This window comes from Lactobacillus corticis (assembly GCF_018327645.1).
Classification (GTDB): Bacteria; Bacillota; Bacilli; order Lactobacillales; family Lactobacillaceae; genus Lactobacillus; species Lactobacillus corticis.
In genome coordinates this window covers 197,016-223,396 of the sequence record NZ_BMAY01000001.1, presented here as the reverse complement: position 1 = coordinate 223,396, position 26,381 = coordinate 197,016, and the positions used below count along the sequence as shown (strand labels likewise).

At 44.0% G+C, this 26,381-nt stretch carries 25 protein-coding genes; 18 read left to right on the top strand and 7 right to left on the bottom strand.

Translation table 11 applies throughout. The annotated features are described in order from the left end of the window. Nucleotides 1–79: 79 nt before the first annotated feature. Nucleotides 80–1,432 (top strand): branched-chain amino acid transport system II carrier protein, encoded by a 1,353-nt coding sequence (brnQ, locus tag KI210_RS00980; RefSeq protein ID WP_212780024.1) that lies wholly within the window; start codon nt 80–82, stop codon nt 1,430–1,432. A gap of 26 nt (nt 1,433–1,458) precedes the next feature. Here brnQ and KI210_RS00975 read toward each other — a convergent pair whose 3' ends face one another. Further along, nucleotides 1,459–2,499 carry a zinc-dependent alcohol dehydrogenase family protein gene (locus KI210_RS00975; protein WP_212780023.1) on the bottom strand — a complete coding sequence of 347 codons (1,041 nt, stop codon included), beginning with the start codon at nt 2,497–2,499 and terminating at the stop codon, nt 1,459–1,461. 125 nt (nt 2,500–2,624) lie between these two features. On the opposite strand from KI210_RS00975, the gene KI210_RS00970 reads away from it, so the two are divergent. The 12 genes from KI210_RS00970 (at nt 2,625) to KI210_RS00915 (ending at nt 12,816) form a co-directional block, all read left to right on the top strand. Then, nucleotides 2,625–3,137: a P-loop NTPase family protein gene (locus KI210_RS00970; RefSeq protein ID WP_212780022.1), complete on the top strand. Its 513-nt coding sequence runs from the start codon at nt 2,625–2,627 to the stop codon at nt 3,135–3,137. Between the two features lie 99 nt (nt 3,138–3,236). Next, nucleotides 3,237–3,710 carry a helix-turn-helix domain-containing protein gene (locus KI210_RS00965; RefSeq protein ID WP_212780021.1) on the top strand — a complete coding sequence of 158 codons (474 nt, stop codon included), beginning with the start codon at nt 3,237–3,239 and terminating at the stop codon, nt 3,708–3,710. 302 nt (nt 3,711–4,012) lie between these two features. After that, nucleotides 4,013–4,510 (top strand): GNAT family N-acetyltransferase, encoded by a 498-nt coding sequence (locus KI210_RS00960; protein ID WP_212780020.1) that lies wholly within the window; start codon nt 4,013–4,015, stop codon nt 4,508–4,510. A 99-nt stretch (nt 4,511–4,609) separates the two neighbouring features. Further along, the gene (locus tag KI210_RS00955; RefSeq protein WP_212780019.1) at nt 4,610–5,482 is read left to right on the top strand and encodes an NAD(P)H-binding protein; all 873 of its coding nucleotides are present in this window, start codon (nt 4,610–4,612) and stop codon (nt 5,480–5,482) included. Between the two features lie 343 nt (nt 5,483–5,825). After that, nucleotides 5,826–6,140 (top strand): hypothetical protein, encoded by a 315-nt coding sequence (locus KI210_RS00950; protein WP_212780018.1) that lies wholly within the window; start codon nt 5,826–5,828, stop codon nt 6,138–6,140. A gap of 159 nt (nt 6,141–6,299) precedes the next feature. Beyond that, nucleotides 6,300–6,869: a TetR/AcrR family transcriptional regulator gene (locus tag KI210_RS00945; protein ID WP_212780017.1), complete on the top strand. Its 570-nt coding sequence runs from the start codon at nt 6,300–6,302 to the stop codon at nt 6,867–6,869. A gap of 4 nt (nt 6,870–6,873) precedes the next feature. Further along, on the top strand, nt 6,874–7,539 hold the full coding sequence (locus KI210_RS00940; RefSeq protein ID WP_212780016.1) for a type 1 glutamine amidotransferase: 666 nt from the start codon (nt 6,874–6,876) through the stop codon (nt 7,537–7,539). 161 nt (nt 7,540–7,700) lie between these two features. Then, nucleotides 7,701–8,312 (top strand): GTP pyrophosphokinase, encoded by a 612-nt coding sequence (locus tag KI210_RS00935; RefSeq protein ID WP_212780015.1) that lies wholly within the window; start codon nt 7,701–7,703, stop codon nt 8,310–8,312. Further along, complete coding sequence (locus KI210_RS00930) at nt 8,309–8,983, top strand: response regulator transcription factor (protein WP_212780014.1); 675 nt, start codon at nt 8,309–8,311, stop codon at nt 8,981–8,983. The genes KI210_RS00935 and KI210_RS00930 overlap by 4 nt, the downstream gene beginning before the upstream one ends. A 2-nt stretch (nt 8,984–8,985) precedes the next feature. Continuing rightward, nucleotides 8,986–10,224: a sensor histidine kinase gene (locus KI210_RS00925; protein ID WP_212780013.1), complete on the top strand. Its 1,239-nt coding sequence runs from the start codon at nt 8,986–8,988 to the stop codon at nt 10,222–10,224. A 32-nt stretch (nt 10,225–10,256) separates the two neighbouring features. Continuing rightward, entirely contained in the window at nt 10,257–11,309 is a 1,053-nt protein-coding gene (locus tag KI210_RS00920; protein WP_212780012.1) for a YdcF family protein, read from the top strand. 115 nt (nt 11,310–11,424) lie between these two features. Continuing rightward, nucleotides 11,425–12,816 (top strand): FAD-binding oxidoreductase, encoded by a 1,392-nt coding sequence (locus KI210_RS00915; protein WP_212780011.1) that lies wholly within the window; start codon nt 11,425–11,427, stop codon nt 12,814–12,816. Between the two features lie 17 nt (nt 12,817–12,833). Here KI210_RS00915 and KI210_RS00910 read toward each other — a convergent pair whose 3' ends face one another. The 5 genes from KI210_RS00910 to KI210_RS00890 form a co-directional block, all read right to left on the bottom strand. Then, on the bottom strand, nt 12,834–13,418 hold the full coding sequence (locus KI210_RS00910) for a TetR/AcrR family transcriptional regulator (protein ID WP_212780010.1): 585 nt from the start codon (nt 13,416–13,418) through the stop codon (nt 12,834–12,836). Between the two features lie 74 nt (nt 13,419–13,492). After that, the gene (locus KI210_RS00905; RefSeq protein WP_212780009.1) at nt 13,493–14,206 is read right to left on the bottom strand and encodes an MIP/aquaporin family protein; all 714 of its coding nucleotides are present in this window, start codon (nt 14,204–14,206) and stop codon (nt 13,493–13,495) included. Between the two features lie 276 nt (nt 14,207–14,482). Then, entirely contained in the window at nt 14,483–15,643 is a 1,161-nt protein-coding gene (locus KI210_RS00900; RefSeq protein WP_212780008.1) for a mannitol-1-phosphate 5-dehydrogenase, read from the bottom strand. Between the two features lie 2 nt (nt 15,644–15,645). Next, a complete protein-coding gene (locus tag KI210_RS00895) occupies nt 15,646–16,092 on the bottom strand; it encodes a PTS mannitol transporter subunit IIA (RefSeq protein ID WP_212780007.1) in 447 nt (148 codons plus the stop codon). Nucleotides 16,093–16,106: 14 nt separating this feature from the next. Beyond that, nucleotides 16,107–17,924, bottom strand: coding sequence for a PTS mannitol transporter subunit IIBC (locus KI210_RS00890; RefSeq protein ID WP_212780006.1), 1,818 nt, complete (start codon nt 17,922–17,924; stop codon nt 16,107–16,109). Between the two features lie 173 nt (nt 17,925–18,097). Here KI210_RS00890 and KI210_RS00885 point away from each other — a divergent pair, with 173 nt between their 5' ends. Beyond that, on the top strand, nt 18,098–20,131 hold the full coding sequence (locus KI210_RS00885; RefSeq protein WP_212780005.1) for a BglG family transcription antiterminator: 2,034 nt from the start codon (nt 18,098–18,100) through the stop codon (nt 20,129–20,131). A 38-nt stretch (nt 20,132–20,169) separates the two neighbouring features. On the opposite strand, the gene KI210_RS00880 is transcribed toward KI210_RS00885, so the two are convergent. After that, a complete protein-coding gene (locus KI210_RS00880) occupies nt 20,170–21,357 on the bottom strand; it encodes an ammonium transporter (protein WP_212780004.1) in 1,188 nt (395 codons plus the stop codon). A 366-nt stretch (nt 21,358–21,723) separates the two neighbouring features. Here KI210_RS00880 and KI210_RS00875 point away from each other — a divergent pair, with 366 nt between their 5' ends. The 4 genes from KI210_RS00875 (at nt 21,724) to KI210_RS00860 (ending at nt 26,367) form a co-directional block, all read left to right on the top strand. Next, nucleotides 21,724–22,188 carry a macro domain-containing protein gene (locus KI210_RS00875; RefSeq protein ID WP_371870174.1) on the top strand — a complete coding sequence of 155 codons (465 nt, stop codon included), beginning with the start codon at nt 21,724–21,726 and terminating at the stop codon, nt 22,186–22,188. An 81-nt stretch (nt 22,189–22,269) separates the two neighbouring features. Then, on the top strand, nt 22,270–23,304 hold the full coding sequence (locus KI210_RS00870) for a MupG family TIM beta-alpha barrel fold protein (protein ID WP_212780002.1): 1,035 nt from the start codon (nt 22,270–22,272) through the stop codon (nt 23,302–23,304). 173 nt (nt 23,305–23,477) lie between these two features. Continuing rightward, the gene (locus KI210_RS00865; protein ID WP_212780082.1) at nt 23,478–24,782 is read left to right on the top strand and encodes an NCS2 family permease; all 1,305 of its coding nucleotides are present in this window, start codon (nt 23,478–23,480) and stop codon (nt 24,780–24,782) included. Between the two features lie 121 nt (nt 24,783–24,903). Then, nucleotides 24,904–26,367, top strand: a complete 1,464-nt coding sequence (locus KI210_RS00860; RefSeq protein ID WP_212780001.1) for an MFS transporter — start codon at nt 24,904–24,906, stop codon at nt 26,365–26,367. The last annotated feature ends 14 nt before the right edge of the window (nt 26,368–26,381 follow it).

Below are 26,381 nucleotides of genomic sequence, written 5' to 3'. Positions count from 1 at the left end.
CCTAGAGGGGCGTTTTTTTTCGTTCAACTAGACTTAGCTAAGTCTTCTTCTTGATCTTTTATCAAAAAGGAGCAAAATTATGAAAAAACATTTAGGTCTGAAAAATTACCTGTTATTGGCTTCGCTGATTTTTGGCATGTTATTTGGTGCCGGCAACTTAATTTTTCCAGTGCATTTAGGGCAACTTGCCGGGCACAATTGGTTATTGGCAGCCGGCGGTTTTCTTTTGTCAGGAGTGTTGCTGCCTCTTTGTGCCATTATTGCAATTGCGATTACCGGCAGCAATGGCATCTATGAGCTGGCCCTGCCAACTGGGTCAAAATTTGCCTTGATCTTTTTAATCCTGGCGCACGCCACTCTGGGACCGCTTTTTGCGACTCCGCGAACTGCCACGGTGTCGTATACTATTGGAATTGCCAACTACTTGCCTAAATCCTCACAGGGAACGGGATTGTTGGTTTATTCGGCAATTTTCTTTATCCTGGTTTACTTTTTTTCACAAAGCGATGGCAAAATAACCACCATTATTGGCAAGGTGTTAAATCCGATCTTCTTATTTATGCTGTTTGTGATCTTTTTCTTGGCGGCTTTAAACCCAATGGGAACAAGCAGCACAATCTCGGCAATGGCCGGTTATGGCAAGCAAGCTTTTACCAATGGCTTTTTGCAAGGCTACAATACCATGGATGGCTTGGCTTCATTAGCCTTTGGGATCACGGTAATTACCGCCATTCGGGCTTTAGGCATTAACAAACGCAAGGACGTTTCCCTGACGGCTGCAAAATCAGGAGCAATTGGCATCTTGGGAATCGGTTTAATTTACCTGGCTTTAGTTTATTTGGGCGCAGTAAGCCGGCACCAGTTTGCCTTGGCCGATAATGGTGGGATCACTTTGGCCCAAATTGCCCATTATTATCTGGGGAGTGCGGGGGATGCTTTATTGGCTGCCTTAACTGCCATTACTTGTTTAACTACGGCGATGGGCTTAATCGTCGCTTTTGCCCAAGACTTGCACCAACGTTTTCCGTGCATTTCTTATCAACAATTTTTATTAGGCAACTGTGTCTTGTCGTTTTTAGTTGCCAACGTTGGCTTGGATGAAATCATTAGCTGGTCGACGCCAGTCTTGATGTTTTTGTACCCATTGGCAATCATGTTGATTATTTTGGGGATAACTTCGCCGCTTTTCCAAAATGATCCCCTGGTATATCGAATTACCTTGGCGCTAACCTTGCTGCCGGCCATCTTTGACATGGTTAATAACCTGCCAGCGATTCTACGCAGCCAGGCTTGGGCGCAAGAGATGATAAAATTTGCCAGTCAATATCTGCCATTTTTTGATTTAGGCTTTGGCTGGCTTAGCCTCGGACTTGGGGGTTTTATTGCGGCGCTTTTAATCCACATGTGGAAAAATAAACAGCCCGCTCGCTAGGAGTGGGCTGTTTTTGTGGATAATTGTTACTTATCAGCTACGATTACCAAAGACTTAATAGCAGTTCTTTGGTCCATGGCTGCATAGGCATCTTGGATGTGGTCCAAATCAAAGCGTTTGGTGAAGACTTTGCCGGGATGAATTTCACCCTTTAAAACTGCGTCGAGCAGCAAGTCTTTATCATACGTAGTAACTGAGGCAATACCGCCGCGTAAACCAATATTTTTAAAGAACATTTGGTTGGATTTAGGTTCAGTTTGGGGAACGCCAACTCGGCCGACAATTGCACCTGGCCGAGCAATTTGGCCGGATTGTTCAATCGCACTGGTTGCCCCAACACATTCCATCACGGCATCAACACCGGCACCAGCGGTTAAGTCCAAAACATGTTTAGTAGCTTCATCGCCGCGTTCAGTTACAATATCGGTTGCTCCAAACGCTTGCCCCAATTTAGCCCGATCTTCGTGGTGACTAAGCAAAATAATGCGCTTAGCACCTAAAAGTTTTGCCCCAATAACGGCACATAAACCTACGGCACCATCACCAATGACTGCTACCGTATCGCCTTGTTTGACTTCAGCACTCTTAGCAGCATGGAAGCCAGTAGCCATCACGTCAGATAAGGTTAATAAGTCGTTTAATTGTTCATCCGTGTAATCACTTGGCTGGCCAGGAATTTTTACCAAGGCCCAATCGGCACCAGTGAAGCGCAAATATTCAGCTTGGTAGCCGGCATTCATGCCTGGCTCTTGGTTAAGGCAGTTGCCATCAAAGCCGGCTAAACAGGCAGCACAGTGGCCACAGCCATGAGTGAAGGGCGCGATGACGAAGTCGCCTGGCTTTACGTGCGTTACGCTGGAGCCAACTTCTTCAACCACGCCAATGGCTTCGTGGCCAGTTAAGGAACCAGTAGGACGCTTGCTAATTCCGCGGTACCACCATAGGTCAGAGCCACAGACACAAGCGCGCACAATGCGGATAATCGCATCGGTTGGTTTTTGAATAGTTGGTTTGTCAACCTCTTTAACTACTAGCTTTTTTGGTTCTTCAAAAATTGCAGCTTTCATAAAGTTCCTCCTTGAAAACAATAATTGATGCTAAATAAAGTTTACCTAGAATTTTGCAGAAAAGTTAGTAATTTGTTTGCATAATAGTATGTAGAATCTGTATGCTTTAATAAAAGGAGTTAATGATGATTATTTTGATAACCGGGGCTTCACACACTGGAAAAACAAATCTAGCGCAAAAATTATTAGAAAAGTATCATTATCCATATTTATCGATTGATCATTTGAAAATGGGATTAATTCGGAGTGGCCAAACAAGTTTGACTCCTGAAGATGATTTAGCATTAAGAGATTATCTCTGGCCGATTGTCCGGGAAATGATCAAAACGGCAATTGAAAATCAGCAGAATTTGATAGTTGAAGGGGGTTATGTGCCCTTTACTTGGAAAGACGACTTTTCTGAACAATATTTAGCTCAGATCAAGTATTATTGTTTGGTGATGAGTCCAAACTATCTTGAGCAGCATTTTACGAAGGTAAAAGAATATGCAAACATAGTAGAAAAAAGAGTGGATGATAGTGGATTTACCAAGGAGATAGCCCTAAAAGAGAACCAAACATATCTTGAACAAGCCCAAAAATATCAACTTCCATATATTTTGATAGATAGTCAATACAAGCTGCCAAGCAATTTGTAGCTAGCAAGCCACGCTTGCCCGCCTGCTTGCAAGCTTTACTTGCTTGTTGCCACCGGATTGCAGACGTATCCTAGAATCAAACAAAACAGGAGTAGAAAAATGGAATTCAGCGATCAAATCAAACAGATTAGAACGGATCATCAGTTAACCCAAACAGAATTTGCCAATAAATTGCACGTTACGCGGCAAGCAGTTTCCAACTGGGAAAATAATAAAAATCTCCCCGATATCGAGACTTTGATTATCATTGCTGAAACCTTCCATGTCTCCCTTGATGATTTGATTTTAGGAGGTTCAGATATGAACAAAATGACTGAAAAACTAATTGCAGATGGCAGTGAAAATAAGCGGGCTAAATTTAACATGGTTTCAACGATTATCGGTGCGGTATTGATGTTAATGGGGTTTATGTGCTTGTTCATCAAAGCCAATTCAGTGGAATATGTTGATAAAAATGGTTTTCTCCATGAAAACTTTTACCTGTTGCCAGTAGGCTTTGGCTTCTTATTTATTGGAGCATTCGTAATTTTAGTGACGGGAATCGTATTTTTGATAAAGCGCCACAAGCAATAATATTTCCTGGGTAATAACCAAAAAACGACTTGACCAGCAAATCCGGTTAAGTCGTTTTTTAAGCCTATATGATGAGAAATACACAATAATTAAGATTAGGCTAGTTGACATGCCAATCGTGTCCGACGTATGTCACTTTGATAATACGACAAGCAATGGAATAAATTCAAGCAATTAGACCAACTTTAATAATTGAAAACGAATTCTTAAGCTTTCAACTAATACTGGTAAATACCAATTTCCTGATTGCCTTTATCACTGGTATAATGAATCTATCTCAGATTTAAATAGGAGGCAGAATTATGGATCAGATAAGTTTTGAATACGCTCGGCACAAAGATTTGCCTAGAATTGTTGAAATTTATAATCAAGCAATCCCTACCAGAATTGCTACCGCAGATCTGGAACCAGTTACTGTAGCTGACAGGGAAGCCTGGTTTGCAAGTTTTAATGAAACGAGCCGGCCGATTTGGTTAATCAAATATCGTGGACAAATTGCCGGCTGGGTGAGTCTGTCAGACTTTTACGGCCGACCAGCCTATGCACATACGGCAGAAGTGAGCATCTATCTTGATCCGGTCTTTCAGGGCAAAGGGTTAGGGAGTGCAGCAATAAAGTATGTTGAAGATCAAACTGCCAAGCTAGGACTAACTCGCTTGGTTGGGTTTGTCTTTTCCCACAACAAGGCCAGTTTAGCGCTGCTCAAAAAATTTGGTTTTGTAAAGTGGGGCGAATTACCCGACGTCGCCTTAATGGATGGAAAGCTGCGAAGCTTAACAATCCTGGGATGGATAAGGTAAAACTTATCGAATTTGGCAAAAATCAAGTATTTTTTTCGTGTAAATGTTAAGATAAGAGTCTAATAGGTGCTAATTTGAACCTTAGAAAGAGGCTATTACATGAAATACGCAATAATTGCTGCGACTGGTCATTTAGGGCAAGCCGTGATTAAAGATTTGCTGGAAGAGCGCGGGGTGGCCCCTGAGGAGATAGTGGCAATTGTGCGCAACCGCGAAAAGGCCGAGCGGGTTTTGCCCAAAGGAATAGGTATCCGTGAAGCTAAATTGCGGGAAACCGAAAAACTAAAGGCAGCCCTAGACGGAATTGACAAAGTGCTGTTTATTTCAATTCAGCCTGGAGTCGGCTATCATCGAGCAGAACTGCAGGCCAAGGCAGTGGAGGCGTTAGCACAAGCTAAAGTTAAGCAGGTAATCTTTACCAGTTATGCCCATGTGGAAACTGCTGCTTCACCAATTGCCTATGACTTTTTATTTACTGAAAATGCTTTTAAGTTTAGTGGCCTCGATTATGTTTTAGTCAGGACCAATGAATATTTGGAAAATGTGGCATCCTTTATTCATCAAGGAGCATCTACCGGCGAATTTGCCTATTGTGCTGGTGAAGCCAAGGTAGGCTGGGCGCTTGAGCGCGAGTATGCTGAAGGCTTAAGCAAAATTTTGCTTGCTGACCATCCGCAAAAAATCTATGAATTTGGTGGTCAACCACATAGTTTTGCTGACTTAGCAGCCGCCATTTCACAAGTTTCCGGTCAGCCGGTTACCGCTCATAACCTTGGCGGGCAGGCTTACTTGGAATACTTGCAAAAAAAGGTCGGCCTCAGTTATCACCAAGCTGATCTTTTGTTGGAAAAAATAAGTCCTGAGGCAGCTGGGGATATGGAATATGACGATCATGACTTAGAAAAAATTCTAGGACACAAGTTGACGCCATTTACCCAAGCAGTCGGGGAAGTGTTAACTGAAAATTATTAGTTTGTACAGAAATTGCCAAGCTCTGAATTAGTTCATCCAGATGGGTGAGCTAGTTCAGAGTTTTTTTGTTGTTTCATAGTGATTAATATATTTTAAAGTACTAACGTTAATATCAGGAGACCTAAGTGTTAACACTAGATATAGTGTAAGAAATAGAGAAAAAGTAACGTATTTTCGAAAAATGAGCAGAATTATCTTACTTTTATTTATTGATAGATTATAGTTAAAGTAGTAGTATAGAATTAGTCTGATAGGGTTATATATGAATATAGCGCATTATGAATATATTTGCTATAATCTAACTAGGTAGTTAGCAATAACTTCAAAGAGGAGAATGAGTAAAATGAAAAAAGCTGTTACGGCGGGGATAGTGGGCCTGCTGTTGCTGCTGGGTTTGGCTGCTGGCTATACTCAGTGGCAGGTTGAAGCAGATCGACCTCAACCTGAACAGATTAGTCGCCGTCATCACCTTCGTCGGGTTGCCCCATACAACCAGACCTTGTTTGGCGCTAATCATGAGTTAAAACCTCAGCCTGAAAGTATTCAGCTCAAGTCTGATGCTGTTAGCAAGTCATTATTTAAGACCGATACTGCTTATGACAAGTCCACTAAAAAGAAAAGCAGCAATACCCAAATCACAAGCGTAACAATTAAATAAATCGGAGTCGCAATATGCGGCTTTTATTTTTTACCTGATAACTTTTCACATGTAAAAGTATTTTGATACTTATAACTAAATTCTTATATGTACTAGTAATTTGCAGTGAGAAGATGGTAAACTTTATATTATATAAAATGTGCAGTCGGGAGGGTTATTATGCCAAAACAAATCTTATCAAAAGCTAAAATTATCGATGCCAGCATCGAACTAATTCGACATGATCAACCATTAACTTTTTCTGATCTTGCGCGGAAATTGGGTACTCGCCCACAGGCACTTTACCTGTATTATCCGAACGTTGCTGCTTTAAAACGGGCTATTGCCAAAGATGCCGAAACCAAAGTAGTGGCACAAATTAAAGAGCAGGTTGGTGTACTTACCGGCAAGGACGCTGTTAAGCAAATTATTTCTGCCAGTTGCGAACTTGGCCTGAAGAAGCCGCGTTTGAGTGCTTTTATCGTGACGATGGTGCAAGAGGATAAAAATACGCCTACTGAGTATGAAACTTTACTTGATCAATATTTGGCGGTAAGTTATAAGCAGGAAAAAGTACGAGTTCTGGCTAAACGGTCACTAATGAATGTCGTGGTGGGCGAGTTAGTTAATGTCGGAACGGACCGGTTCCACTTGACTATAATTGATCGCAAGCAAGGTCTTAAGTGGATGGTCGATACGTTAATGGCTAAGCTGGATGAACTCGATGAAGAAACCCCTGTAAAGGAATGATTTGATGCGAGTAAATGTTTTGCAGCACACCCCTAATGAGGGTCCCGGTGCGATTCTCGAGTGGGCCGAGGCTCACCGCTACCCAACCTATATTTACCACCCATATCAATTTGGTAAATTGCCAACAGTAGAGGATACGGGGATGCTGGTCGTTTTAGGCGGCCCGATGAGTCCAAATGATGATTTTCCTTGGCTAGAGGAAGAACGGCAGTTAATTAAGTCTTGTCTTGCGCAGCACAAACCGGTTTTTGGCGTTTGCTTAGGAGCACAACAAATTGCCAAAGCTCTAGGTGCTGAGGTGAGCTCGGCTGCCTATAAAGAGGTTGGTTGGGCTCCGGTTGTAAGTCGCAAGCATGAAGGCTTAGACTTGCCGGAAAAGGCGACGGTGCTTCATTGGCATCAAGATCGTTTTGAATTGCCCGCAGGCAGCAGTTTGCTTTTCTCAAGTGACTTGCTGCGGAATCAGGGATTTATTTATCAAGATGAAGCAATTGGGCTCCAGTTCCATTTGGAAACTACCGAAACGGGCTTGCGCGAGATTGTCGTTAATGACAGTGACTATGCGTTGACTGATAATGCTTTAGAGCAGACTCCATATGAAATTGCGGCCCATGGCGTGCCTGAGCAAAACCGCGATTTGTTATGGAACTTATTAGATTATTTGGCATGAAAGACGACTTACCGACGACTGGTTGGCAGTCGTTTTTTCTTTATCAATCCTTTGAAGTCTTAGGTATAATTTTAGATATACCAAACTTTTTGTGATCTTGTGATCAAAAGTTTTTCACAAATTCTTGCTAAAATAGTAGTTAAGCGAGGTTAGCAAATTTAATGAGTATTTATGGTGATTGTCAACAATACCTGCAACCTATTTTGGATCAGGTTTTGGCACAAATTAAACAGTTAAATGATGGATATCAACAACGGACGGGAGCCAAACTCTATGAACATTTAGAGGGACGCGTTAAATCTGAAGGCTCGATGGTTGAAAAATTGCACCGTAAGGGCTATGACCAGACCCCGACGGCTGCATTAAGAGCCTGCAAGGATGCAATTGGTCTGAGAATTGTGACTAATTTTATTGATGATATCTATACCACGATTGCTTTGCTGAAGGCGCAGCCTGATATTGCCATTGTGAAAGAAAAGGACTATATCACGCATGCCAAGCCCAATGGCTATCGCAGCTATCATATGATTGTGGAAAAGACTGTCAATTACCCTGATGTTGAGGGCAACTTCCCCGGCAAGTATTTCATCGAAATTCAGCTGCGGACGATTGCTATGGATACTTGGGCAAGTTTGGAACATGAAATGAAGTATAAACATGATATTAAGAACCCCGAGATGATTAGCAAAGAACTGGCTCGGGTAGCAGATGATCTAGCCTCGTGTGATGTAAGTATGCAAACCATTAGAAAGCTGATTAGAGAAGACCAATGAAAATTTTACTGAGTGAAGATGAACCGCAATTAAACCACGTTTTAGAGGCGGCCATGACGGCGGTCGGATACCAGGTAACGGCTACCTTTAATGGTCAAGAAGCTTATGAAAAGGCTAAGAATGAGTCATACGATGTCATGATCTTTGACATCATGATGCCGATTATGGATGGCATTACTTTGGTTAAAAAGTTGCGCCAGGCTGGCGATAAAACCTACATAATCATGCTGACTGCCAAGGCCGAAATTGATGATCGGGTAACGGGCTTTGATTCAGGAGCGGACGATTATCTAACTAAGCCATTTTCTTTAAAAGAATTGATGGCACGTTTGCGGTCGCTAGAAAGACGCAGCGATGAGTATGCCCCGAAGGTTTTGGAAAAAGGCAACGTGAAGCTGGATACGGAAAAGCAGCAATTATCAAGTACTAATTCCATCAGCTTGTCCAATAAGGAAACCGACTTATTGGGAGTCTTCATGATGAATGAAGGCAAGGAATTTACTACCCAAGAACTATTTATTCGCTTGTGGGCTGATGAGGCTGATGCTAGTGCAGACGAAGTTTGGGTATATATTTCTTACTTGCGCTCGAAGCTCGCTAGTGTCGGTGCCGATTTTGAAATTGTTGGAGAAAAGGGTGGCAGTTTTAAACTGGTTAGAAAAGGCAGTTAGTTATGATAAAACAAGTTAGACGCAAATTTTTATTGATTTCAATCATGGCTCTGTTTCTAGTCTTGCTGGCCTTGATCGGCGGGGTTACGACTGTCTCTATGATTCGGGATGACCAAGAAATGAATAGCGTTTTAACCGTGCTGGCTAAAAACAACGGCAATTTGCTCAGTAAACGCGCTCATAAAAGCTTTGGGGCGAATTATAAACCCGATAATATGTTTAAGTATCGCTTTTTCTCAGTTACGGTAAAAAATAAAACCGTCTCGCCCAAAGATATGACCCATATTTATGCGATTGATGATCAACAAATTGCTGATAATAGTCGCCGAATTGTCCGCCAGATTAAATTTGCTAAGCGGGGCAAAATGCGGATAAACGGCAGTCGCTATGCCTATTACGCCGTTAAAAAGGGCAGCAGCTACACGGTTTATTTCTTGGACACTTATCCTTTAACGTCCTCAACGCGCAGCATGATCAGGCTGGCAATAGTTATTGCCTTGGTCAGTTTAGCTTTTTTCGCTTTGTTGATCGTGGCTTTTTCCAATCGCGCCATCAAACCAATTATTTTGGCTTACCGCAAGCAGCAAAGTTTTATTACCAATGCCGGGCATGAGTTAAAAACGCCCTTGGCAATTATTGCTGCCAATACGGAAATGGAAGAAATGCTGGGAAAAGATGATGAGTGGACCAAGTCGACCAAGGAGCAAGTGGCCCGGTTAACCGACTTGATTAATAGCCTGATTCGCCTAGCACGCTTTGCCGAAAAAGATGAGTTGAAGCTGTCACGGATTAACTTCTCTGAAATTGCCCAAAAGGCAGCGAATTCATTTAAGTCAATTTTGTCCAAGGATGGCAAAGAATATCAGGTTGAGATTGATCCTGATCTGTACGTTAATGCGGAACCGCAAACTTTGTACGAGTTGTGCAATATCTTATTAGATAATGCAGCCAAGTACTGTGACGATAACGGGCGCGTTTTAGTTAGCTTGAAGCCTTCAAAATTAAGTCAAACTGCAGTATTGACCGTCAAAAATAGTTATGCCGCCGGGAAAAATGTCGATTATAGCCACTTTTTTGAACGTTTTTATCGCGCTGATGAATCGCATAATTCCAGCAAGAGTGGTTTTGGCATTGGCTTATCCATGGCTTCAGAGTTGACTAATGCCTTCGGAGGAAAAATTAAAGCTGGCTATGATGATGGGTTCTTCAAGATAACGCTGTCTTTGCGACTGAAAAAGTAATTAATTGGTAATGTAAGCGGGAGTACAGAAAAATGACTTACAATTTGCCTTTAATGTTTTGCATCGCGCTTGCGGTGTTTTTTGGAATTGGTCTTGCGATCATCCTGCAGACTGATCGTCGAAGTCTAGCTGCCGGTACGTTTGCGGCCGGCGAAGTTATGGCCCTGGCTATGTTGGTTGGGGTAATTTTAATTCAATATACCGATCGGACAGTCAGACATCATGACTTTATGGTCAGGTTTTTGACGATTCTGTTTTTAGCCTTTGTTTTATTTGTTTTTCTTGCCCTGATTGCCGTGATGATCATGCTGATTTGGAATGGCATCACCTTAATTCGGCGGGAAGGTTTCAGTCTTGGAAACTTGGGCGAGGTCGGCTTAGGGTTGGCTATGCTCTTTTTCCCCTTGATTAATGCCTGGGTAATCCCGCATGTCCGTGATCGTCCACGGCGGATGGCCGTTTACTTGTTTATCAGTCTGTGTTTGTTATGGCTGGTTTTTCTCTTTTTGATGTATATGCTGACGGCCTTTTTAAACCTGGTAAATCCGTATAAACTGCATTTAGATTATGTGGTAGTTTTAGGAGCAGGCTTGTTGAATGGGGATCGTGTAAGCCCCTTATTGGCTGCCCGCATAAAAAAAGGCGTCAAGCTTTGGCGCAAACATCCCGGCTCCAAATTGATCATGTCTGGTGGGCAAGGACCGGGTGAAAAAATGCCCGAAGCTGTAGCCATGAAAAACTACGCCGTCACTACTTTTCATCTTTTGCCTGATCAGGTCATGACTGAAACTGAGTCTCGCACGACCTATGAGAATTTATTGTTTTCTTCAAAATTAATGGCCCCCGGAGCAAGATTTGCTTTGGTAACTAATTCTTACCATGTCTATCGTGCCTTGGTTTTGGCTAAACGGTTGGGGCTGGACTGCGTTGGCTATGGTGCAAAGACCAAGTGGTATTTCACCTTGAATGCTTTTTTACGGGAATTTATCGCCTACTTGCGGATCACCTGGCGCATGCAATCAGTCATCATGGTGCTTAATGCTGTCTTTACTTTAGCGGTTTACTATTTAGCCAATTACCGCTAGTACTTACAAAAAGTTAGAAAAAATCAAAATACCCCTTTACTTATTTTTAGTAAGTTGCTATACTTTAGTAAGTCAAGCAGAACTGCTAATTATTATAAGTAAAGGAGTTTTTCTAATGTCTTTAGTATTTACCGCATTTGATCAAAATGAAATTATTGCTTATTTAAAAGACCAAGTTAAGGATGGTCAAGTTTTAACTGACGAAGAAAGTTTAAAGAAGGGCAGTTTTAGTGCCAACCTGCCAGGCGACCACAAACCAGCAATTGCCTTTATCGAAGCTGCGTCAGTTGCAGATGTTCAAGGCGTGTTTAAAGCCGCTCGCAAATTCCACGTTCCAGTTGTCACGCAAGACCGCTTCACTTCAACGGTTGTTGGTGCTGATGCCGTTGATAATTCCTTTGTCTTATCAACTGCCAAGATGAACCGGATCAAGGAATTAAATGTGGCTGATAGCTATGCAGTCGTTGAACCAGGCGTGATTAATAATGATTTAGACCAAGCTGCTCGCAAAGAAGGCCTCTTCTACGCACCAGATCCTGCTTCTAAGCCAATGTCAGGAATCGGCGGCAACATTGCAACCAACGCTGGCGGTTTGAGCGGGGTACGTTATGGTTCAACGCGTGATCACGTTTTAGGCTTAAAGGTAGTGCTGGCTGATGGCCGGGTCTTAGACTTAGGCGGCAAGACGACCAAGCAAGCCTTTGGCTACAACTTAGCCCAACTATTTGTTGGTTCTGAAGGAACTTTAGGCGTAATTGTTGAAGCAACTGTTAAGTTGATGCCAATTCCGCTAGACAAGTCATTGATGGGAATGGCCTTCTTCAAGGATATGGAAACTTTATCCAAGGCTGTTGCTGCTATTCGCATGTCAGGAACTTACCCAGCAATGCTTGAAGCTAGTGATGCCAACTCATTGAAGGCAATTGATGCTTTCAAGGGGACCAACTATGCAGCCCAAGGTAACTCCATGCTGATCTTCCGGATTGATTCAATCTCAGAAGAAGGCGAAAAGCGGGTTAAGGATATTTTGACTAAATTCAATGCCAATGGCGTTAAGATTTCAACCGACAAGGATGAACAAGCAAAGATCATTGAAGTCCGCCAAGCAATGCTGCCAGCCATCTTTACTGGCCGCAACGCCGTGATGGAAGATATGGCCGTACCAAGCAGCAAGCTGCCAGAATTGGCTAAGTTCATTGAAGAAACTGGCAAGAAGTACGGTATCGAGATCTTTACTTATGGCCATGCTGGTGAAGGCAACCTGCACCCAACCTTGACTTGGCCAAAGGATGGCGCTTTCCCTGCCAACTTGAATGCTGCCTTGCAAGACTTGTTTAAGAAGAGTTTGGAATTAGGCGGTACGATTTCAGGTGAACACGCTGTAGGGATGCTGAAGAACCAATGGAACAACGTGGAATTAGGTGAAGATGTGGATATGGTTCAACACCAATTGAAGAGCATGTTTGACCCAATGAACCTCTTGAACCCTAAGCGCAAGATCGACTAGTCAAGAAAAATAAACCCTCACTTTAGTGAGGGTTTATTTTTTAGTTGCAGATAGAAATATTCTTTGGGGGCATGATCGCGGTAGGCGAGGATGATTTGCATCATTTCTTGTGGCGATTCTTGAAAATTGTCTTTGATCCATAAGGAGATAATCGACGCAATACCGCCATAAACGATCTCTTCTTCATATTTGCGGGATTGGATTAAATCCTTCATGCCGTAATGGTGGCGTTGAAAAACTGCCCGGATTAATCGTACCAATTCCTGCTGAAAACTAACAAAGAGGTCGCTTTGTGCAATGATATAAAATTCTCGCTGCTGGCTATATAAGTAGTCCATTACATTTTTAATTTCTTCAGCATAAAATTCATCGGCGACCTGACTTTTAGACAGAATTGCTTCGACATTTTGAATGTGGACATTTTCAATTTCCTGCCACAAGGCTGCCTTGCTGTCATAATTGTTGTAAAAAGTTCCTCGGTTAATGCCAGCAGCTTGGCATAACTCTTTAATGTTCATTTGTTGGTAGCCGCTCTTGGCTAATAGCTGATAAAAAGCCTCATGCAATTTGTGCTTGGTCTTGGTTTGCCTTACTTCGCCCATTAGCTCAACTCCTTAGTTGTATTTTAGCAAAAAGAAAAGCGCCTAGATGTCCTAGACGCAATTCTTTTAAATGATTAAAGCAGGTGCAGCAGACCGTGCAGCCAAGTTGCTAAAATTGCCCCAACGATTGGCCCAACCATTGGAATCCAAGCGTAGCTCCAGTTTGCATCGCCCTTGTTTGGAATTGGCAAAATAGTGTAAGCCAACCGTGGACCCCAGTCACGAGCTGGGTTCATGGCAAAACCAGTAGTTCCACCAAAGGCTTGACCAATTACCATAATCAAGAACCCAACGACAATTGGCTTCAAACCAGTCGTAAAGTTACCTAAGTTAAGCAAAACAAAGGTCAATAGGAAGGTATCCCCAACTTCGTTTAAGAAGTTAAATAATGGGTTGTTGATGGTAGCTCCGGTTGCGAAGACACCAATGTTGTTGCCTTCTTCAGCAGTCTTAGTTGCCTTAAATTGTGGCCAGTAGTGGATTGCTGCCATGGTTGCACCACAAAAAGCACCTAAAAATTGACCAGCGATGTATGGCAAAACGTCCTTCCATGGGAAGCCGTTGAACATCGCAAAGGCTAACGTAACAGCAGGGTTCAAGTGACCGTCAGAACCAAAGCTGCCGGCAACGTAAACGCCTAAAGCAATTGCTAAACCCCAAGAGAAAGTAACAAAGATCCAATCTTCGCCACGACCAAGGGTTTTCTTTAAACTAATTTCAGCACCCGTACCAACCCCAAAAGCCAGGAGGACGAAGGTACCAAGAAATTCACCAATAAAACCGTGCATCTGCAAATACCTCTCTCTTTTTCTTTATATTGCAAATCAAACTATTTAAGTTTACCTCATGGCAACTTATCTGTCTATAAAAACATAAAGAAAATTTAGGGCTATGTTTAAGTTTTCTTAAACAAAAAAAGTACCAGCTAGGGCAATTGGCGCTAACTAGTACTTTTGATGTGTAAATTAGTTCTATTTTGTTTTTAGTTTTATCTAGATGGGATTATTTATCAGTTTAATTAATAGTTTTTACTTTTTTATTTTTTTGACTTAGGTTGACAGTTATTACTTGTTTGCTGCCATTGATGCTTCAGTTGCCTTGACGATTTCATCGACCAGTTCTGGATCATCCTTGAGGCCAGTAGTTTCAACAACTACGTCCTTCAAACTTTCGTCTTTCAGCATTTGCATCAATTTAACTGATTCGTCGTCGGTTGGAACGTCGAATTGGTAAATCGCAGCTACCGTGTGAAGCAGGGTGCTGTAGTCTAAGCCCCGTTCCTTCAATTCACGAATTGGGCGGATGAAGCGTTCGTTGTAACCCAATTTACGGATCGGAGTCCGGCCAACCCGACTAATGTCGTCTGAAATGTAAGGGTTAGAGAACCGCTTTACCAATTGGTCGTGGTAGTCATCCATTTCTTTCTTGGTGAAGTCCCACTTAGCTAGGATAAGTGAGCCGGTTTCTTCCAAGGCACTCTTCAAAAGGTCAATGATTTCTGGGTCCTTGACGGCTTCACCGATCGTCTTGTAGCCCTTTAAGTTGCCGTTGTAGGCAACAGTTGCGTGACCAGTGTTAACGGAGAAGAGCTTTCTTTCAATGTAAGGTTCAAGGTCCTTAGCATAGTGAACGCCATCCAAGTGGAAGGAGTCGTTCTTCATTTGACTTTCGTCGATAACCCATTCTTTGAATTCTTCAACTGAAACCAGCAATGGGTCATCGTGCTTTTGCAAAGGAACAATCCGGTCAACTGCTGCGTTAGGGAAACCAATGTGTTCATCAGCAAACTTCTTGCCTTCGTCATCAAGGTGTTCGTAAACTGATTCCTTTAATGATTGCGAACCACCGATCATGTTTTCGCAGGCAATGACATCGATTGGCTTAAGGTTGTTGGCCTCTTTACGAGCGACAATCCCGTCAGCGATGAGTGGCGCAATAAACTTCAAAATCTTTGGACCGATCGCTGTCGTTACCAAGTCGGTCTTGGCAATTGCCTTAACCACGTCTTCGGGGTGTTTGCCGTTGTTGATCCCGTCAACGTTAGAAACATGTACCTTCTTTTGACCTGGGGCAGCGAATTCAATGTCGTATCCGTGCCGTTCTTGCAATGCGGAAATGATGGTGTCGTTAACATCAACAAACTTAATTTCAAAACCGTTTGCGGCTAAAGTTTCACCAATAAAACCGCGACCAATATTACCTGCGCCAAAGTGTACGTCTAACATGACTATTTTCCAACCTCCTGTAATAAGTCAATAATTTCATCTGCTGATTGAGCATCTGCCAACTTTGCTACATTTGAAACGTCGCTGCAGAAGAGGGCGATTTGTGACAATAATTGCAGGTGTTCGTTGTTCAGTCCAGCAATTCCGAAGACGACCGTTACTAATTGTTCATTTGCGTCGTCATCATTGCTGAAGTCAACCCCCATTGGGATTTGCACTACTGAAATACCAGTTTTCTTAATGTGCTTTTTGCCTTCATCGGTTCCGTGGGGAATGGCGATGAAGTTGCCCATGTAGGTTGAAACATCTTCATTGCGCGCAATCATTGAATCGATATAGCCTTCATCCACACAACCGCCATCGACTAAGAGTTGACCGGCCAAGCGAATGGCTTGGTCACGCGTGGTTACGTCTTGATTTAACAAGATCATATCTTTCTTTAGTTCCATTTGCTTAAGCCTTTCTAGTTCAGTTTCTTGACTAATTCATCTAATAACTTGTCTTGCAAAATATCCTTTACCACAACAATTTGAATGTTGCTGTAGCGAACCGCTAAGTTCTTGCCGGCGGCTTTAGTGGCAATTACCAAGTGGTCGTTTTCATCATCAAGTTCATTGATGCGGACGGCCTTAACCGGGGTCTTTTTACCTGCCTTAGCCATCTTGTCTTGGAAGATGGAAGTGGCCATGGTTGCTGAACCTTGGTGTTGGTCATGACGGATAAAGTTAACTTCTTTGATTGAGCTGAAGTCGATCTTAGCTAATTGATCGCCAGAAGCAGCTACTTTTTTGCTTTCGCCAATCTCACTGGCAGGAGTGTCAGTAACTTGGCTAAGCGCCTTTAAGTTGGCAACAATTTCATCGTATTTTGGTGAGCTTAAGAAATTGTCAACTGAGACGTGGACTGCACTTGGAGTCTTTTCCAAAGCCCGTTCAGCTAATTCTTCTTGCGTTACGACTAGTAGTCCTGCTTCATCTTTCAAGCGGCTAACCGCTGTGTTAGTAACTGAGATGTTGTCAATCCCAGCCTTCTTGACTTTGTCACGTAAGAGCGAAGCGCCCATTGCTGATGATCCCATGCCGGCATCACAAGCGAAGATAATCTTGTTTACATTTGCGTATGAGTTAATTGAAGTTCTTACTTCATCGGTTGAAGGCATTTCCTTACCCTTGGATTCAGCCTTCATTTGTTCCATTTGCTTTTGCTTAGCAGCTAAGTCACCACTGTCAGTTGACTTGTCGCGCTTCAAAATGAATGAAGCAACCAGGAATGAAACAGCAGCTGAGACTAAGACCCCGGCGATAATTCCAAGGTATGAGTCCTTAGCCGTCATTGCTAAAACGGCAATGATTGAACCAGGTGAAGCCGCAGCTTTCAAACCAGCGTTGAAAAGTTGGAAGGTGAAGGTACCGCTCATTCCGCCTAGAATGGCAGCTACGATCAAGATTGGCTTCATCAGGATGTATGGGAAGTAAATTTCGTGGATCCCACCGAAGAAGTGAATGATTGCTGCACCAGGTGCTGAACCTTTGGCATCGCCTTTGCCAAAGAAGCAGAAGGCCAGCAGGATTCCCAAACCAGGACCAGGGTTGGCTTCAAGCAAGAAGAGCACAGACTTGCCGACCTTGGCAGCTTGTTCAATTCCCAATGGAACCAAAATCCCGTTACCAATCGCATTGTTCAAGAACAGCACCTTGGCTGGTTCAATGATGATGGCAGTTAGTGGCAAGAGGTGAACCTTCATGATGGCATCAACCGCTGAGCTCATCAAACCGCTGCCCCATTCAACGACTGGCGTAACAATCAGCATTCCCAAAATGGCCAGGATCAAACCTAAAATCCCGCTTGAGAAGTTGTTGTAGATCATTTCAAATCCAGACTTGACCTTGCTTTGGAATGCTTGGTCAAATTTCTTCAAGCACCAGGCTGACAAAGGACCCATAATCATGGCCCCTAAGAATTCAGGGATGTTTAAGTCACCGACGATTACCCCTAAGGTCCCGATGGCACCGATTAAAGCACCCCGCTCATCGTAAACCATGCGTCCACCGGTGTACCCGATTAAAATAGGAATCAGGTAGTGGAGCATTGGACTAGTTAATTTCGCAATCGTTGCGTTTGGTGCCCAACCACCTTCCATGAAGATGGCAGTTACCAGGCCCCAAGCAATAATTGCCGCAATGTTCGGCATCACCATGCTTGAAAGGGCGGTACCGAATTTTTGAACTTTTGCTTTCAAAGAAGATTTCTTCTTTGGCTTAGAACTTGTATCAGCTTGCACGATTTTTCCTTCTTTCTTTGTTAACCGCTTTCACACTGATTATTGTATGTTGGCGGTTACATTCTCACAAGGGGGTAGCAGTGCCAAGTCTGGCACAGTGATTTGTGCCAAAAGTGTGTTATTGCTCAATGTAAACGATATAATTAAACAGTAAAGAATGGGGGAGTAAGATAATGGCACGGTTTACCAAGCGCCAAGCAAAGCTCTTGGCAGCACTTTTTGACCATGAAGACGGCGTGTCAGTTGCCAGTTTAGAAAAAAAGCTGCAAGTCAGTCGGCGCACGATTTATCGGGAATTTCGCGATTTGCGCCTATACCTGGCGGGGCGAAACTTAGAAATCGTCAATGAAGCCAGCAGATATCGCTTAATCGGTGATTCCGCAGCCCAAAAAAGTTTACGCAGCGAACTGTTTGATAGCGTGATGCCGAGCGAACTCTCTGCACCTAAACGGCGCAACGCCTTGGCGGTGATGCTGCTGCTGAGTCCGGACTATCGGAAGAGCTTTTACTTTGCTGATAAGCTTAGCGTTTCGGAGACCACCATCCAGAATGATTTGGAAAAATTAGCCCCGGCCCTAGCACCTTATAAGTTGCAGATTGTTCGTAAAAAGGGCGTCGGGATTGCCATCAGTGGGAGCGAAACTCGGATTCGGCGCATGGCCTGCGAGATTTTGCTTAATCAAATTAATGACTACAACTTTTTGCGCTATTGCAAGCAAGAAATTGCCCCAGAATCAGCAGATTATTTCTTAAATTTGCTGTCGCAGGATCATTTGGCCAAAGTTTACCAAGCTGCTAAAGCCACAATTATCCCCAAAATCAAGATTGGCTCGGATCGGCAATTGACCCAGTTGATTTTAACTTTTGGCATTGCTCGGCTTAGAACCAGTCAAAACCGCAAATTGCCGGCCGGTAAGATGCATGATGGCTCCTTAAAATATCAAGGCCTTGTGTATCAGTTTGTGGCAGCCGATGATGAGGTTGAATATACCCGTAACGATGTGATTTACCTAGGCAACTTTTTGAATAGTTTAGTGCTGAATCCGATCGAAAGCGATTATTTCTCTGAGGGCGAAATGGAGATTGTCATTCAGCTAAAAGAATTCGTGCGGGCAGTGAGCGACGAAGTGGGCTACAATTTTCAGCGCAATCCGCTCTTCTTTGATCGCCTATTGCAGCATGTGGTCCAGCTTTTAACGCGGCACAGTGAAGTTGCCTATGACCCGAAAACGCCCGCCTTGGAAGAGTTGATGCATAAATACCCTGAGCTTTATCGCGTGCTTGAAGAAAAATGGGCCTTGGCTTTTCCCAATGATCCCATGACTGAAGCGCAGATGCAGCTGATTCTGTTGTATTTTGCCAATGAATATGTCAAAAAGGCGAGCGAACAGGCTTATCAAGTCTTGGTAGTTTGCGAAAACGGCATCGGCACCAGCGAGATTTTAAAAACCCGCTTGAAGAAGGAATTTAGTGCAATCGGCAAGATTGTCGTCTCGAAAATTTCGGAAATGGAAGGGCTGGATCTGGATGCTTTCGACTTGATTTTGAGCACCTTGAAACTCCCCGGTTTTGCCCGAAAGTATATCTTGGTTAGTCCTTTGTTATTGCAAAATGAGATCAAGCAAATTCAGGCTGCCCTTGATCAGTTGGCTGAACCGCACCACCAGCACGAACTCAGTTATGCCAATCCCGAACGCAAGTTAAAGCTATTAGCGCAGTCAGCGGCTTTTGCCCAGGATCTGTTGAATAGCTGCCAGCTGTTTTTGGCCCATAAAGACACGCAGACCTTAAAGGGAGCAGCGCAAGACTTAGTCTTCCATTTATCCAGTCAAGTAGTAAGACATCAGCAAAGCGTTGCTGCAGCCTTGGTGGAGCGGGCAGAACTTGCGCCAATTGGCATTCCGGAGACCAATTTAGCCCTGCTGCACACGCAAAATGCCGACGTTAATCGTTGCTATTTTGCGGTCTTGGATTTAAGTCACGCAATTACCATGGATGCCATGGATGGCAGCCAGTGTCAGGTGACCCGCATGCTGGTCATGCTTGCCCCTGGCCAGATGGCCGATTGGGAGCGGCAAGTCCTCAGTACAGTCAGTTCAACTGTCGTGGTCAGCGATGAAAATACCGAAATTTTTGCCAAGGGCAGTCTGGCTGACATCAAGAGGCTGCTGGCCAGTACTTTTTTGCGCCAATTAAAGCAGATGTAGAAAAAGCCCAGTTCAAGCGAACTGAGCTTTTTTGCTGTTTAAAGTTTAGCGACTTGTTCGCCGTGCAGGGCGGCATCCAAACCAGAAAATTCATCGGCCTGACTGACGCGAATTGGCATCAGGCGTTTTAAGGCCAGGCCAATCAAAGTAGTCATGACTAGCGTGAAGACAATCGTAAACAGAGTAGCAATAATTTGAATTCCTACTTGCTTAAAACCGCCGCCGTAAAATAGTCCGCCCTTTAGCGCAAACAAACCGGTTGCAATGCTGCCCCAAATTCCGCTGACGCCGTGACAGCCAAAGACATCTAAGGCATCATCGGCTTTAACGCGCGGCTTAAGCCACTTAATATAGGAAAAGCTGATTAAACTTGCCCCTAAACCAATGAAAAACGCCCCGGTTAAATCGACATAGGCTGCTGCGGGCGTAATGGCAACTAAGCCGCAGACCGCACCGGTGCAAGCTCCGGCTAAGGTGATTTTGTGGTTAAATAAATAATCCAGCCCGGCCCAACCAAGCAGCGCAGTGGCGGGGGAGACAGTCGTCGTCAGAATCGCAGTAACGGCATTGTCATCAAGGGCCAAAGCACTGCCGGCGTTGAAGCCATACCAGCCAATCCACAAGATGGCGGTTCCGATTAAGACCAAAGCCAGGTTAGAGTAGGTACAGCCTGGCTCTTTGCGCGGCCCCACCAAGCTAGATAAAACCAGGGCGGTAATCCCGGCGTTAATATGAACTACGGTACCGCCGGCGAAGTCAAGCGTGCCGAGTTTTGATAAAAAGCCGCCGCCCCAAACGAGGTGAACTAGCGGATAGTAAACCAAAATTGACCACAAAAGGATAAAGCTGATCAAGTAGCTGGTTCTCATTCGTCCGACGATCGCTCCGATAAAGAGCGCAGGGGTGATGATGGCAAACATCATTTGAAAGAGTGAGAAAACTTGAGTCGGTATTTTGGTGGCGGTAACCTCACCCAGCGGGATGCCGTGCATCAACAAGTGGTCTAAATTGCCGATCAGGCCGTTAGCGCCTCCGGAAAAACTTAAGGTGTAACCGCAGATTACCCACAAAACGACGGATAAGCCACAAGGGATGAAAACCATCAACATGGTATTGACAGTATTTCGTTTGGAAACTAGACCACCATAAAATAAGGCGAGCCCAGGAATCATAAAAAATACCAGGATGCTGGCGAGAATAACGAAAAGCGTGTTGGTTGCATTCATTTGGACCTCTCCCAAAATTGCTATTACAAATACTGTTAATACTATGTTGATCACAATATACCGATTTTAAAAAGAAAGCAATAGACAAAACACAAATTATTACAAGAATACGCTTTCAAATGCAAAAAGCAGCCGTTTTATTTGACTATACCAATTTTATTGCTCTGGACCTCTAGACCAATAATGACTAAAAAACTTAACTTTGGCTTTAGGAAAAATCTGCGTAAAATTTAGTTAGGAAAATACTTAAAGGAGGCAAAAAAGATGGAAGAGCGAAAATGGAACTTGGCTTACGCCCAATCGAGCTTGCGCGTCGAACAACACGGTGCCAGCGATATTTACCTTTTAATCGGCAACGTTGTGGACATGCATGTAGATGCAATCGTCAATGCGGCTAACAAGGCCCTAATTGGCGGGGCTGGAGTAGACGGGGCGATTCACCGGGCAGCTGGTCCCAAGCTTGATGAAGCTTGTCGAAAATTGCATGGCTGCGAAACTGGTGAAGCGAAAATCACGCCAGCTTTTAATTTAAAGACGGCTAAAGCGATTATTCATACGGTCGGACCGGTATATCAAGGCAAGGCGCAAGATGCGATTGATTTGACCAACTGCTATCGGCATGCCTTGCTGCTGGCTCAAGAAAAAGGCTATTCAAGCATTGCTTTTCCCTGCATTTCAGCAGGGGTATACGGTTATCCCATCATGGAAGCAGCACGGATTGCACTGACCAGCGTCCGAGAATTTTTAACTGCCGAAGCCAAACGGCCCATGGATGTTTATCTGGTCTGTTTTAAGGCAACCGAATATGAAGCTTATCGCCAGCAAATGTAAGGGCTCACATTTTATAGAAAATTTCCAGTCTTTTTTTCATTGGTATTTACCGCTACACTAGTTGGCGGAGGAAAAATTGACATGAAGGGTATTTCAATTTACTTAGACCAGGAGTTAACCGTTGAGGATCGCAATTATTTATTAAAAATGCGCAACGTTGACTTTAGCGGAGTTTTTACCACGATCGAAACAACCGTGCCGAGCCCGGTCTTAGTCAAGCGACTTCATGAATTAGGTAAATGGTGTCAAGATTTAGGCCTGAAGCTAAATTGTGAGGTTTCCAAAAAAGCGCTCCTGCGAATTGATATTGATCCGTTAAATGCGACTGATTTAGCTAGTCTGGGAGCCAGCGGCCTGCGCCTGGATAGCGGGTTTAACACTCAAGAAATTGCGGCTTTAGCCAAGGATTTTGAATTATATTTAAATGCCAGCATGCTGCGCCCGGAAGACTTAAGCGGCTTAAGCAGCTACCAGGCCAATTTTGCTAATTTGCGGGCTTCGTTCAATTATTATCCGCGGCCAGCGACCGGTCTTGATCCGGAGTGGTTCAAACACCAAGCTGCTTGGCTCAAAGAAAACCATTTGCCGGTAATGGCGTTTGTGGCTGGGGAAGGCCGATTGGCTGGACCTTTCAAAGCAGGAAGGCCAACTTTAGAGCGCGACCGAGGACGCAACCCGTTAGCAGCCCTGCTTGAATTAGCAAAGCTGGGGGCAGATGAAATCTTTGTGGCAGATGGGCAGCTAGATGAAAGCAGCGTGCAGCAATTTGAATTTTATAAAGAACATGGCGGTTTTTTACTGCACCTGGAGCACGCGATGCCGGAATTAACCCAGAAAATTTGGCACCAGCGCCCGGATTTGGCTAGCGACAGCGTGCGCTTAGCCGAAGGACGCAGCCAGCAGTGGGACTTAACTGGTCCGATAGATGAGCGAAAGCGAGGAGCAGTGACGCTTGATCAAGCCCAGATGTTGGAATATCAAGGCGAACTGGATATTATGAAGCAAACTTGGCCAGCTGCTAGTGGAATTGGGGTCATCAATCAGATCAAGGCGCGTGATTTGCCCCTGCTGGATTTGGTAAAACCGAACATGGCAATTGGCTTTTGTGATAAATAAACTTTTAAAGGCACTCAAACGAGTGCTTTTTTGGTGCTTTTTAGAATGTAATGTAAACAATTTTATGATATTTCTTGTTGAATATTCGTAAATAATGTGTGATACTAAGTACACAACGAGTTAACCATATCTGGAGGTAAATCGTGAATACTCAACAAGCATCAAGCGGATGGATGGATAAGACCTTCCACCTGTCAGAAAACAACACAACAGCAAAACGCGAATGTTTGGCTGGCCTGACCACTTTTGTGTCGATGGCCTACATTTTGTTTGTAAACCCTAGCGTTTTAGGCGCAGCGGGGATGGACAAGGGCGCAGTCTTTACGGCAACGGCTTTGTCAGCTATATTAGGCTGCCTTTTAATGGGCTTTTTAGCCAACTACCCAATTGCCATTGCTCCTGGGTTGGGCGACAATGCCTTTTTCACTTATTCAGTGGTTTTAGCAATGGGGATTCCTTGGCAAAAGGCAATGGCCGGCGTGTTTGTCGCTTCCGTGGTCTTTACGATCATGTCCTTGTTTAAAGTTCGGGAAATTGTCATTGATGCCATTCCCCAAGATTTAAAGTATGCCATGGCGGCCGGGATCGGGATCTTTATCGCCTTCATTGGTCTTAAGGGGGGCGGTTTGGTAGTTGCCAACAAGTCCAACTTGGTCGGAATTGGTTCTTTGAACGTTCCTTCTACCTGGCTGACGATTTTCGGCGTCTTTTTAATCGCTATTTTAATGGCTCGCAAGGTTCCCGGTGCCATCTTTATCGGGATGGTAGCGACAACTATTTTAGGTTTGGCAACTGGCTTGATTAAGATGCCAAGTTCGGTAATTTCAGTTGCCCCATCCATGAAGCCAACTTTTGGCGTTGCTTTTAGTCACTTGGATATCTTGAGCGACCCGCAAATGTGGGCGGTCATCCTGATCTTCTTCATGGTTGCCTTCTTTGATACGGCTGGTACTTTAATTGGCCTTGCTCAGCAAGCCGGCATCATGAAAAACGGCAAGATGCCACGGATTGGTCAAGCTTTAATGGCAGACTCATTGTCAATGCTAGCTGGTTCAGTCATGGGTACGACGCCAACAGCCTGCTATGTTGAATCGAGTGCCGGGATTGCCGTGGGTGGCCGGACTGGTTTAACGGCGGTCGTAACGGCGGTATTGTTTGTGATCAGCATGCTGTTTTCACCTTTATTGACCGTGGTAACAGACAATGTTACGGCTCCAGCCTTGATTGTAGTCGGGGTTTTGATGGCTTCATCGCTGCGGGAAATCCACTGGGATGAATTTGAAATTGCCTTTCCAAGTTTCCTGACAGTTATCGGCATGCCTTTAACTTATAACATTTCCTACGGGATTGCCTTTGGCTTTTTGACTTATCCAATTTTGATGACGGCTGCCGGGCGGCGCAAGGAAGTCAATGCAATTGTTTGGGTTTTGTTCTTATTATTCATTTTGATGATGTATGTTTTGAATCATGTCGCCTAGGGCTGGTATTTTCAAAAAAAGCTTCTATAATAAATAAAGTTATCAAAAAAGTTTTCTATCGTTTGGCTGATAGAAAGCTTTTTTATTGTTTGGCTAGGTAAATTTGAAAGGAAGAATGAAGATGACCAAAAAACAGCTGAATTTTACGATTCTAGCTTTAATGTTGGCAAACATCATGTCCGGTTTGGATGGGACGATTGTCAATACCGCCATCCCGGCCATTGTCTCGGCCCTGCATGGGATCAAGTTCATGGGGTGGATTGTGGCGATCTTTTTATTGGGGATGTCAATTTCAATTCCCCTTTGGACTAAAATTGGCGAAAAGCTCACCAATAAAACGGCGATGATGATTGCCGTCAGCCTCTTTGCAATTGGTTCTTTTCTTCAAGGCATTGCTCCGAATATTTACTTTTTTCTGGCTTCACGTTTGTTAATGGGCCTGGGAGCCGGCGGGATGGGGTCCTTGCCGTATATTATCGTGGGTTACATTATTCCCAACATTAAGCAGCGGACCCAGATCCTGGGATTGTTAACGGCTTGCTTTAACGGGGCAGCCATTTTAGGGCCGTTAATCGGAGGCAGTCTGGTTGACCTCTTGTCTTGGCACTGGGTGTTTTTCATTAACGTCCCGATTGGGTTGATTACGATTGCCATTTGTGCTGTTTATTACCGGCCACAAATGCCTAAAAGCCAAGCCAAGCTTGATGTTAAAGGGGGCATCAGCCTGGTCTTGGGTCTATTGAGTTTCATGTTGGGCATCCAGCTCTGGGGAATTGCCGCCAACTGGATTGTAATCGTCCTCATCACTATTAGTTTGGTCTTGCTATATGCCTTTTTCCGAGCCGAAAAAACGGCCGCCAGTCCAATTGTCCCGTTGGAAATTTTTCAAAATCGTGCCTTGGATGGGGATTTTCTGCTTTTTGCTTTTTCCTGGGGGGCTTTTATTGCCGTTAATACCTACCTGCCAACTTGGTCACAAGCCTTATTAGGGATGTCGGCACTGTTAGGGGGCATGGCTTTAATTCCTAATTCGCTGATTGAAATAATTGCGAGCCAATCAGTTGCGGGACTGCAAGAAAAGCTATCCACTTTTTGGATTGTCTTTTTGGGCCTAGTGACGATGCTGATTTCCAGCTTAGGGATGTTTTTGGCTGGGCTAGACACGCCCCTAGCATGGCTAGTCATAATTTGTACTTTTTCAGGCATTGGGGTCGGCTTCATCTTTGTCAGCTTGCAGGTCAAGGTGCAGCTGGATGCCAATTTAGAAAACATGGCTACGGCTACTTCCACCTCTTATTTGATTCGGATCCTGGCCCAAACTGTCATGTCGGCTGTCTATGGCGTCATCATGAACCTGTCTTTGGAAAATGGCGTCCGCGGGCAAAAGCACATCACCATGGGCATGATGAACAAGCTATCCGATGCTAAAACTGCCAAGGCCTTGCCTGAAGCGCTGCTGCCACAAATGCGGGCAATTTTTCACCAGGGTATTCACGAGATTATGCTGGTTTCCTGTGTTTTAATCGTCTGTGCCTTTGGTTTGAATTTTTACTATAATTTCCACCAGCGCCACCAGGTTCATTAGTGCGATATTTGATC

What these genes read in the sequence shown, in the direction of transcription:
- brnQ (WP_212780024.1), top strand. Translation starts at nt 80, where the DNA reads ATGAAAAAACATTTAGGTCTGAAAAATTACCTGTTATTGGCTTCGCTG.
- KI210_RS00975 (WP_212780023.1), bottom strand. Translation starts at nt 2,499, where the DNA reads ATGAAAGCTGCAATTTTTGAAGAACCAAAAAAGCTAGTAGTTAAAGAG.
- KI210_RS00970 (WP_212780022.1), top strand. Translation starts at nt 2,625, where the DNA reads ATGATTATTTTGATAACCGGGGCTTCACACACTGGAAAAACAAATCTA.
- KI210_RS00965 (WP_212780021.1), top strand. Translation starts at nt 3,237, where the DNA reads ATGGAATTCAGCGATCAAATCAAACAGATTAGAACGGATCATCAGTTA.
- KI210_RS00960 (WP_212780020.1), top strand. Translation starts at nt 4,013, where the DNA reads ATGGATCAGATAAGTTTTGAATACGCTCGGCACAAAGATTTGCCTAGA.
- KI210_RS00955 (WP_212780019.1), top strand. Translation starts at nt 4,610, where the DNA reads ATGAAATACGCAATAATTGCTGCGACTGGTCATTTAGGGCAAGCCGTG.
- KI210_RS00950 (WP_212780018.1), top strand. Translation starts at nt 5,826, where the DNA reads ATGAAAAAAGCTGTTACGGCGGGGATAGTGGGCCTGCTGTTGCTGCTG.
- KI210_RS00945 (WP_212780017.1), top strand. Translation starts at nt 6,300, where the DNA reads ATGCCAAAACAAATCTTATCAAAAGCTAAAATTATCGATGCCAGCATC.
- KI210_RS00940 (WP_212780016.1), top strand. Translation starts at nt 6,874, where the DNA reads ATGCGAGTAAATGTTTTGCAGCACACCCCTAATGAGGGTCCCGGTGCG.
- KI210_RS00935 (WP_212780015.1), top strand. Translation starts at nt 7,701, where the DNA reads ATGAGTATTTATGGTGATTGTCAACAATACCTGCAACCTATTTTGGAT.
- KI210_RS00930 (WP_212780014.1), top strand. Translation starts at nt 8,309, where the DNA reads ATGAAAATTTTACTGAGTGAAGATGAACCGCAATTAAACCACGTTTTA.
- KI210_RS00925 (WP_212780013.1), top strand. Translation starts at nt 8,986, where the DNA reads ATGATAAAACAAGTTAGACGCAAATTTTTATTGATTTCAATCATGGCT.
- KI210_RS00920 (WP_212780012.1), top strand. Translation starts at nt 10,257, where the DNA reads ATGACTTACAATTTGCCTTTAATGTTTTGCATCGCGCTTGCGGTGTTT.
- KI210_RS00915 (WP_212780011.1), top strand. Translation starts at nt 11,425, where the DNA reads ATGTCTTTAGTATTTACCGCATTTGATCAAAATGAAATTATTGCTTAT.
- KI210_RS00910 (WP_212780010.1), bottom strand. Translation starts at nt 13,418, where the DNA reads ATGGGCGAAGTAAGGCAAACCAAGACCAAGCACAAATTGCATGAGGCT.
- KI210_RS00905 (WP_212780009.1), bottom strand. Translation starts at nt 14,206, where the DNA reads ATGCACGGTTTTATTGGTGAATTTCTTGGTACCTTCGTCCTCCTGGCT.
- KI210_RS00900 (WP_212780008.1), bottom strand. Translation starts at nt 15,643, where the DNA reads ATGTTAGACGTACACTTTGGCGCAGGTAATATTGGTCGCGGTTTTATT.
- KI210_RS00895 (WP_212780007.1), bottom strand. Translation starts at nt 16,092, where the DNA reads ATGGAACTAAAGAAAGATATGATCTTGTTAAATCAAGACGTAACCACG.
- KI210_RS00885 (WP_212780005.1), top strand. Translation starts at nt 18,098, where the DNA reads ATGGCACGGTTTACCAAGCGCCAAGCAAAGCTCTTGGCAGCACTTTTT.
- KI210_RS00880 (WP_212780004.1), bottom strand. Translation starts at nt 21,357, where the DNA reads ATGAATGCAACCAACACGCTTTTCGTTATTCTCGCCAGCATCCTGGTA.
- KI210_RS00875 (WP_371870174.1), top strand. Translation starts at nt 21,724, where the DNA reads ATGCATGTAGATGCAATCGTCAATGCGGCTAACAAGGCCCTAATTGGC.
- KI210_RS00870 (WP_212780002.1), top strand. Translation starts at nt 22,270, where the DNA reads ATGAAGGGTATTTCAATTTACTTAGACCAGGAGTTAACCGTTGAGGAT.
- KI210_RS00865 (WP_212780082.1), top strand. Translation starts at nt 23,478, where the DNA reads ATGGATAAGACCTTCCACCTGTCAGAAAACAACACAACAGCAAAACGC.
- KI210_RS00860 (WP_212780001.1), top strand. Translation starts at nt 24,904, where the DNA reads ATGACCAAAAAACAGCTGAATTTTACGATTCTAGCTTTAATGTTGGCA.